General features: G+C 72.4%; 7 protein-coding genes. 4 read left to right on the top strand and 3 right to left on the bottom strand.

Features of this window, described 5'->3' with window-relative positions; genetic code table 11:
* Positions 1-9 precede the first annotated feature (9 nt).
* The 3 genes from MKK53_RS07100 to MKK53_RS07110 all read right to left on the bottom strand — a co-directional run bounded on the left by MKK53_RS07100 (position 10) and on the right by MKK53_RS07110 (position 3416).
* Complete coding sequence (locus tag MKK53_RS07100) at positions 10-1803, bottom strand: IlvD/Edd family dehydratase (protein ID WP_243927985.1); 1794 nt, start codon at positions 1801-1803, stop codon at positions 10-12.
* Between the two features lie 227 nt (positions 1804-2030).
* A complete protein-coding gene (locus MKK53_RS07105; RefSeq protein ID WP_243927986.1) occupies positions 2031-2921 on the bottom strand; it encodes an outer membrane protein in 891 nt (296 codons plus the stop codon).
* Between the two features lie 237 nt (positions 2922-3158).
* Positions 3159-3416, bottom strand: coding sequence for a DUF6894 family protein (locus MKK53_RS07110; RefSeq protein WP_243927987.1), 258 nt, complete (start codon positions 3414-3416; stop codon positions 3159-3161).
* 133 nt (positions 3417-3549) lie between these two features.
* Between MKK53_RS07110 and MKK53_RS07115 the strand changes: the two genes are divergently transcribed.
* The 4 genes from MKK53_RS07115 to MKK53_RS07130 all read left to right on the top strand — a co-directional run bounded on the left by MKK53_RS07115 (position 3550) and on the right by MKK53_RS07130 (position 7001).
* Positions 3550-3759, top strand: coding sequence for a hypothetical protein (locus MKK53_RS07115; RefSeq protein ID WP_243927988.1), 210 nt, complete (start codon positions 3550-3552; stop codon positions 3757-3759).
* 157 nt (positions 3760-3916) lie between these two features.
* Positions 3917-4468: an OsmC family protein gene (locus MKK53_RS07120; protein ID WP_243927989.1), complete on the top strand. Its 552-nt coding sequence runs from the start codon at positions 3917-3919 to the stop codon at positions 4466-4468.
* Between the two features lie 53 nt (positions 4469-4521).
* Positions 4522-5667: an acyl-CoA dehydrogenase family protein gene (locus MKK53_RS07125; protein WP_243927990.1), complete on the top strand. Its 1146-nt coding sequence runs from the start codon at positions 4522-4524 to the stop codon at positions 5665-5667.
* Positions 5664-7001 carry an FAD-dependent oxidoreductase gene (locus MKK53_RS07130; protein WP_243927991.1) on the top strand — a complete coding sequence of 446 codons (1338 nt, stop codon included), beginning with the start codon at positions 5664-5666 and terminating at the stop codon, positions 6999-7001. The genes MKK53_RS07125 and MKK53_RS07130 overlap by 4 nt, the downstream gene beginning before the upstream one ends.
* Positions 7002-7201 lie beyond the last annotated feature (200 nt).

Consider the following 7201-nt stretch of genomic DNA (forward strand, 5'->3'; position numbering starts at 1 on the left):
CGTGCCGCCTCAGTGGTTGTCGCGCGGCAGACCCTTGGTCTGGGCGATGCGCTGGTACGCCTCGCTGCCTTCCAGGATGGCGCCCGTGTGCATCTGGCCGACCACGGCCCGCTGCATCGCCTGCCAGGGGGTCTGCGAGGCCGGGTAGGCGAAGCCGCCCGCCTCGTCCAACGCCTTGCGGCGGGCGGTGATCTCCTCCTCGGGGAGCAGCATGTCGGCGGTGCCCCGGCGCAGGTCGATCCGCACCCGGTCGCCGGTGCGCAGCAGGGCGAGGCCGCCGCCGGCCGCCGCCTCGGGGGAGGCGTTGAGGATCGAGGGCGAGGCGGAGGTGCCCGATTGCCGCCCGTCGCCGAGGCAGGGAAGGGCGAAGACCCCCGCCTTGATGAGCTGGGCGGGCGGACGCATGTTCACCACCTCGGCGGCGCCGGGATAGCCCACCGGCCCGGCCCCGCGCATCACGAGGAGCGTGTCCTGGGTGATGTCGAGCGCCGGGTCGTCGATGCGGTGGTGGTAATCCTCCGGCCCGTCGAACACCACGACGCGGCCCTCGAAGGCGTCCGGGTCGGCGGGGTTGGAGAGGTAGCGGGTGCGGAACTCCTCGCCGATCACGCTGGTCTTCATGATCGCCGCGTCGAACAGGTTGCCCTTCAGCACGAGGAAGCCCGCGGCCTCCTTCAGGGGCCGGTCGAACGGGCGGATCACGTCCTCGTCCTCGATGGTGGCGCCGCGGCAGTTCTCGCCGATGGTGCGGCCGTTGACCGTCAGCGCGCCTTCCCGGATCAGCCCCTGGCCCATCAGCTGGGCGACCACCGCCGGAAGGCTGCCGGCGCGGTAGTAATCCTCGCCGAGATAGGTGCCGGCCGGCTGCAGGTTCACGAGGAGCGGCACGCCGAGCCCGTAGGTCTGCCAATCGGTGATGTCGAGCTCGACCCCCATGTGCCGGGCGATGGCGGCGAGGTGGATCGGCGCGTTGGTGGAGCCGCCGATGGCCGAGTTGACCACGATGGCGTTCAGGAAGGCGTCGCGGGTGAGGATCTCGGAGGGCTTCAGGTCCTCCGCGACCATCTCCACGATGCGCTTGCCGGTGCGGTAGGCGGCCTCCTGCCGGTCCCGGTAGGGGGCGGGGATGGCGGCGGTGCCCGGCAGCATCATGCCCAGGGCCTCGGCCAGGGAGTTCATGGTGGTGGCGGTGCCCATGGTGTTGCAGAAGCCGGTGGAGGGCGCCGACGAGGTGACGAGCTTGATGAAGCCGTCATGGTCGATCTCCCCCGCCGCCAGCATCTCCCGGGCCCGCCAGACGATGGTGCCGGACCCCGTCCGCTCACCCTTGAACCAGCCGTTGAGCATCGGCCCGACGGAGAGGGCGATGGCCGGGATGTTCACGGTGGCCGCCGCCATGAGGCAGGCCGGGGTGGTCTTGTCGCAGCCGGTGGTGAGCACCACCCCGTCGAGGGGGTAGCCGTGGAGCAGCTCCACGAGGCCGAGATAGGCGAGGTTGCGGTCGAGCCCCGCGGTCGGGCGCTTGCCGGTCTCCTGGATCGGGTGGACCGGGAATTCGAGCGCGATGCCCCCCGCCTCGCGGATGCCCTCCCGGATGCGCTCGGCGAGGACGAGGTGGTGGCGGTTGCACGGCGAGAGGTCGGAGCCCGTCTGGGCGATGCCGATGATCGGCTTGCCCGAGCGCAGCTCCTCCAGGCTGAGGCCGAAGTTCAGGTAGCGCTCCAGGTAGAGCGCCGTCATGTCGATGTTGTCCGGGTTGTCGAACCAGGCGCGGGAGCGGAGCTTGCGGGGCGAGTCGGTCATCGGGCGTCTGGTCCGGCTGGAAGCGATGCGTCGGTCGGTTCTATACTCGTACAAATATGCTGACAATGATGCCGTCCGGCCCGGATTCCGGGCAGGCTCGGGCATCCCCGCGTGGGGTGGGCCCGAACGCAAGAGAGGCCGCCCCCCTGCGGAGGCGGCCTCTCCCGGTTCCAGGGCGATCCCGGGAAACCCGGGACCGCCGCTGGTCGGTGGTGTCCGTTCGGATCTTAGTAGGAGCCGAACTTGTAGTTCACGCCGGCGCGGATGACGGCGAACTCGGTGTCGCGGCGGATGTTGGCCGGGCCCGAGACCAGGGTCACGCCCTGCGAAGCGGCGGAGTAGGTCTGACCGAAGGCGTTGGTGGCGAAAGCGCCGGCCGAACGACGGTTCTGGTCGAGGTTCACGTACAGGCCTTCGACCTTCAGCGTGACGGCCGAAGAGCGGAAGAAGTTCAGGAACGAGTCGGTCGGGAGAGCGTACTCGATGCCGCCGCCGACAGCGTAGCCGGTCTGGAAGTCGTCGGAGGAGACGCCCGAACCGAACTGACGGCCGCCGCCCGAGCCGTAGGCGAAGCCGCCCGTGGCGTAGACGAGGGTGCGGTCGAAGGCGTAGCCGAGGCGGCCGCGCACGGTGCCGAAGTAGTCGAGGCCCGACAGGCCGTTCGGGTTGTAGATGAGGGTGCCCGGGATGATGGCCGAGCCGGCCGGGGCGACGGCGGAGAAGCGGTTCCGCTGGCGGCCGAAGTCGACGTACTGGGCGTCAGCTTCGATACCGACGACCACGCCCGAGCCCGGGGTGAACTGGTAGTTGTAGCCGATCTGGCCACCGCCGACGAAGCCTTCGTTGCTGGCGGTGTTCGAGAAGGCGAGGACGCCGGTGGTCGGCACGTTGCCGGCGGCGAAGATGCGGTTGCCCGGCGAGACGCCGACGACGGTCGGAGCCGAGGTCGAGGAGGCGTCGAAGCCGTAGCCGGCGTTGAAACCGGCGTAGAAGCCCGTCCAGGTGAAGACCGGCACCGGCGTGAAGACGGGCGGCGGCGCGCGACGCGGAAGGTCGGCGGCGGTGGCGGCGGCGGTGAGGGCCGTGAACATTGCCAGCGAGGTGACGAGGCTCTTCATAATTGTGCAATCCCCAGAAGTCTGTCCCGATCGGGTTGATTATTAGCGGAAAGCGTTCCGGAAGACTGTGTCGGCAAGGTTACACCGCTGCCCGAACTGCGGCGAGATGGTGGCCGGCGCGGCCCCGGCAGGGGCGATGGAAGCCGAAAAAAGGTTGCACTGCAGCCACTTGGCATTTCCACCAATCGTGGCGCCGACGGGCTGGCGGCCCCGTTTGGGGGGTGGGGCCGGGGCCCGTCAGGGGGCTTGATCCGCCGCCTCGGGCCTGATCCGCACGTCGGTGAAGGCGCGGATCAGGATCCTCCGGCCCTTGCCGTCGTGGACATCCACGATCCAGCGCGTCCAGTCGGCGTCCCCCGCCGCCATCAGCGCCAGGGCGACCCGGTCGGCATGGGCGCGCACCTGGGCGAGGGTCGGCAGCCGCCGGCCGCGCAGGTCGAAGGTCGCATCGCCGCCGGGTCCCACGCAGTGGAACCGGTAAAGCCGCGTGGGCACTCGCCTTCTCTCCCTCGATCCACAGGGGTCCACCGCGAATCCGCCTTTCGGCGCCCGGGGCCTTGAACCGAATCGCCCCGTCGGCTTTGTTCACTCTATGTTCTAGTGGAGGTTGAGCGAGATGCGAGGGCAGTTGAGCGAATCGCCGGCACCGGACTGGGGACCGACCGAGGCGGAGACCATCGCCCTGGCCTATTACCGGGCCCACCACCGGGACGGCTGGGCCGCCCTGGTCCATGCCGTCGAGGATGCCCTCTCGGACCTCGCCGCCGCCGATTCGACGATCCGCGAGCGGGGGCGGCAGATCTCCCGCGGCTATGTCCGCGGCCTCCCGGCGGAGTGAGCCCCGGGTCCGGAGGGGGGAGGACGTTCCCCCGAAAGGGTTTTGCGGGGGAGAAATTTTCCGGAAATGCGGCCGCGCCTTGCCGCTTGGCACCGCGTTTGCCAAGCCGCTCCAGGGCCGGCCCCCCAAGAGGGCCGCGCCAGGAGAGACCCTTGCCATGAGTGCCAGCGCAGCCCCTCAGACCGTGACGACCTACCTGCGCCCGATCGACCGGGACGGCCTCCTCAAGTTCGCCGAGAAGGGCCGGGCCAATCCGGGCTCCCGCGGTACGAACAAGGTGCACACGGTCGTGGACGGCCAGTACCGCACCCTGAGCTATGTCGGCGACCACACCCCCGTGGTGGTGGACGAGCCGCTCCACCTGTTCGGCGAGAACACCGCCCCGGCGCCGGGGGAGGTCGTGCTCTCGGCCCTCGGCGGCTGCCTCGCGGTGGGCATCACCGCCGTGGCCACGTGGAAGCAGGTGCGCCTGTCCCGCCTGGAGCTGCGCCTGGAGGGCGACATCGGCAACCCCGCCGCCTGGGGCGCCGGCGGCGCCGAGAAGGCCCCGGAGGACATGGGCTTCCAGGCGATCCGGGTCTCCGTCACCATCGAGGGCGACGCCTCCCGCGAGGAGCTGGACGAGATCGTCCGCCACGCGAACTTCTACTCGCCCGTGGCCAATTCCATGCGCAACCCGATCCCGTTCGAGATCGGCCTCGCGGAGTGATCCCTTCGGCGGGCGGCTCCGGCGGCCCGTCCTTCCTTCGAGGAGACAGCACGATGCCGAGCGCCCTCGCCCTGCGGCCGGATGCGGATCCCGCCGGCCCGGACCGGCCCGACGAGGCGGTCCTGGCCGGGGTCGCCGCCATCGCCGACGGCCCCCTCGCGGCGGCGGCCGGGGCCATCGACCGGGGGACCTACCCCCTCGACCTGATGGGCGCCCTGGCGGGGGAGGGGGCGCTGGCCCTCCACCTCGACCGGCACGGGGCCCGGTTCGGCGCGGCCGTGGCCGCCATGCAGACGGCGAGCCGCGCCTGCGGGGCCACCGGCTTCCTGATGTGGTGCCACGATGTCTGCGGCCTCTACATGGAGCAGTCGGGCAACCCGGCGCTCACCGGCGCGGCCCTCGACGCCCACGCCGCCGGGCGCAGCTTCGGCGGCACCGCCCTGTCCAACCCGATGAAGGCCTTCGCCGGGATCGAGCCGATGCTCCTGCGCGCCCGGCCGGTGCCGGGCGGCTACGAGGTGAGCGGCATGCTGCCCTGGGTCAGCCATATCGGGCCGGGGCAGTATTGCGGCGCCATCGCCGGCGTCGTCGGGGCGGGGGAGGCCATCAGCCACGAGATCATGTTCCTCCTGCACTGCGACCGGGCGGAGCTGCGGCCCTGCCCGCACTTCTCCGGCATGGAGGGCACCAGCACCTGGGGCCTCCGGCTGGAGCGGTACTTCGTCGGCCGGGACGACATCGTCGCCGACCCGGCCCGGCCGTTCATCGGGCGGATCCGGGCGGCCTTCATCCTGCTCCAGTGCGGCATGGGCCTCGGCGTCGCCGAGGGCAGCCTTTCGGCCATGCTGGCGGTCGAGGAGACCCTCGGCCACGTCAACCAGTTCCTGGACGACCGGCCGGACGAGATCGCGGGCGAACTCGCCGACCTGCGCGGCCGGGTGATGCGGCTTGCGCAGACGCCCTACGACGGGGCCACCGACTACCTGATCGACGTCCTCGACGCCCGCGCCCAGACCTCGGAGCTGGCCCTGCGCGCGTCCCAATCCTCCCTGCTGCACCAGGGGGCACGGGGCTACCTGACCTCGGCGGCGCCCCAGCGGCGGATCCGCGAGGCGCATTTCGTGGCGATCGTCACCCCGGCGATCAAGCACCTGCGCAAGGAGATGGCCCGGCTCTCGCGGGAGGTGATGCCCGCATGAGCGCCCCGGAGCCCACCGACGGCCTCGGCCCCTGGCAGCAGTTCCTCTGCCGGGCCTGCGGGCTGATCTACGACGAGGCTGAGGGCGACGTGGACAGCGGCATCGCCCCCGGCACCCGCTTCGGGGACATCCCGGAGGACTGGGTCTGCCCGATCTGCGGGGTGACGAAGGGGGATTTCGAGCCCTACCGGCGCCGGGCGCCCATCGCGGCGCCGGTCGCCGCCGCCCTGGTGGCGCCCCGCCGGAGGGGGGTGGTGATCGTCGGGGCCGGCATCGCCGGGTGGAGCGTCGCGGAGGCGATCCGCGCGGAGGACGCGCAGGTGCCGATCACCCTGGTGACCGCCTGCTCGGGGGACGTCTACCACAAGCCCGAGCTGTCGGTGGCCCTGGCCCGGGGCCTGTCCCCGGCCCGGCTGCGGCGGGAGACGGGGGTGGCGGCGGCGGCCCGGCTCGGCCTGCGCCTGATGGCGGACACGGTGGCGACGGGCCTCTCGCCCGAGCGGCACAGCCTGCGCACCACCCGCGGGACCCTCGCCTACAGCCACCTCGTCCTGGCCCACGGCGCCCGCCCGGCTCTGCCGCCGGGCCTCGACCCGGCCCTGTGCTGGCGGATCAACGACCTCGCCGCCTGGAGCGGCCTCCACGCCGAGCTGGCGCGCGGCCCCCGAACGGTGGCGGTGGTCGGCGCGGGCATGGTCGGCTGCGAGCTGGCCGAGGATCTCGCCCGGGCGGGGCACACGGTCACCCTGGTCGGCGCGGCGGCGCTGCCCCTGCCGGAGCTGTTGCCGGAGGAGGCCGGGCGCCGGCTCCTGGCGGCCCTCGAAGGGCTCGGCGTCGCCTACCGGGGCGGGGTGCTGGTGCGCGGCCTCGCCCGCGGGCCGGACGGGCGGGTCGCCCTCGCCCTGGACGATGGCACGGGCCTCGAGGCCGCGACGGTGATCGCGGCCACCGGCCTCGCCACGCCCCCGCGCCTCGTGCGGGGGGCGGGCCTCGCCTTCGACCGGGGGATCGCCGTCGACCGCGACACCCTGCGGACGAGCAAGCCCGACATCTTCGCGCTCGGCGATTGTATCAGCCTCGACGGGCAGCCCTGCCGCTACATCGAGCCCGTCGCCCGGCAGGCCGAGGCCATCGCCCACGTCATCCTCGGGCGCCCCCATCCGGGCTACGCCCATGCGGCGCCGGTGATCCGCCTGAAGACCCGGTCGCTGCCGGTCGAGCTGCACGGCATCCCCGTCGCCGGGGCGGCCTGGGAGGTGGTGGAGGGGGGCGAAGGCCGGCTGGCGATGGTGCAGCGGCGAAACGGCGAGGTGGTGGCCCGCCTCGTGGCGTGACACCCGGCCCGCCGGCCCGGCGAGGGGCCACCGCCATCGCGACGGGCCACCACTGCCGTCAATGCGAGCGGAGTGAGGTAATCCAGCGGCGCCACGTCGTGGACCGTTCCGCCGCCCTGGGTCGCTTCGCTTCGCTCGCGATGACGGAGAGGGCCGCCGCCGCCCCAGCGGACGGTTGCCGCCGCCGTCGCGGTGGACGG

The organism is Methylobacterium sp. J-076 (genome assembly GCF_022829405.1).
Lineage (GTDB): Bacteria > Pseudomonadota > Alphaproteobacteria > Rhizobiales > Beijerinckiaceae > Methylobacterium.

What these genes read in the sequence shown, in the direction of transcription:
- MKK53_RS07105 (WP_243927986.1), bottom strand. Translation starts at nt 2,921, where the DNA reads ATGAAGAGCCTCGTCACCTCGCTGGCAATGTTCACGGCCCTCACCGCC.
- MKK53_RS07120 (WP_243927989.1), top strand. Translation starts at nt 3,917, where the DNA reads ATGAGTGCCAGCGCAGCCCCTCAGACCGTGACGACCTACCTGCGCCCG.
- MKK53_RS07130 (WP_243927991.1), top strand. Translation starts at nt 5,664, where the DNA reads ATGAGCGCCCCGGAGCCCACCGACGGCCTCGGCCCCTGGCAGCAGTTC.
- MKK53_RS07125 (WP_243927990.1), top strand. Translation starts at nt 4,522, where the DNA reads ATGCCGAGCGCCCTCGCCCTGCGGCCGGATGCGGATCCCGCCGGCCCG.
- MKK53_RS07100 (WP_243927985.1), bottom strand. Translation starts at nt 1,803, where the DNA reads ATGACCGACTCGCCCCGCAAGCTCCGCTCCCGCGCCTGGTTCGACAAC.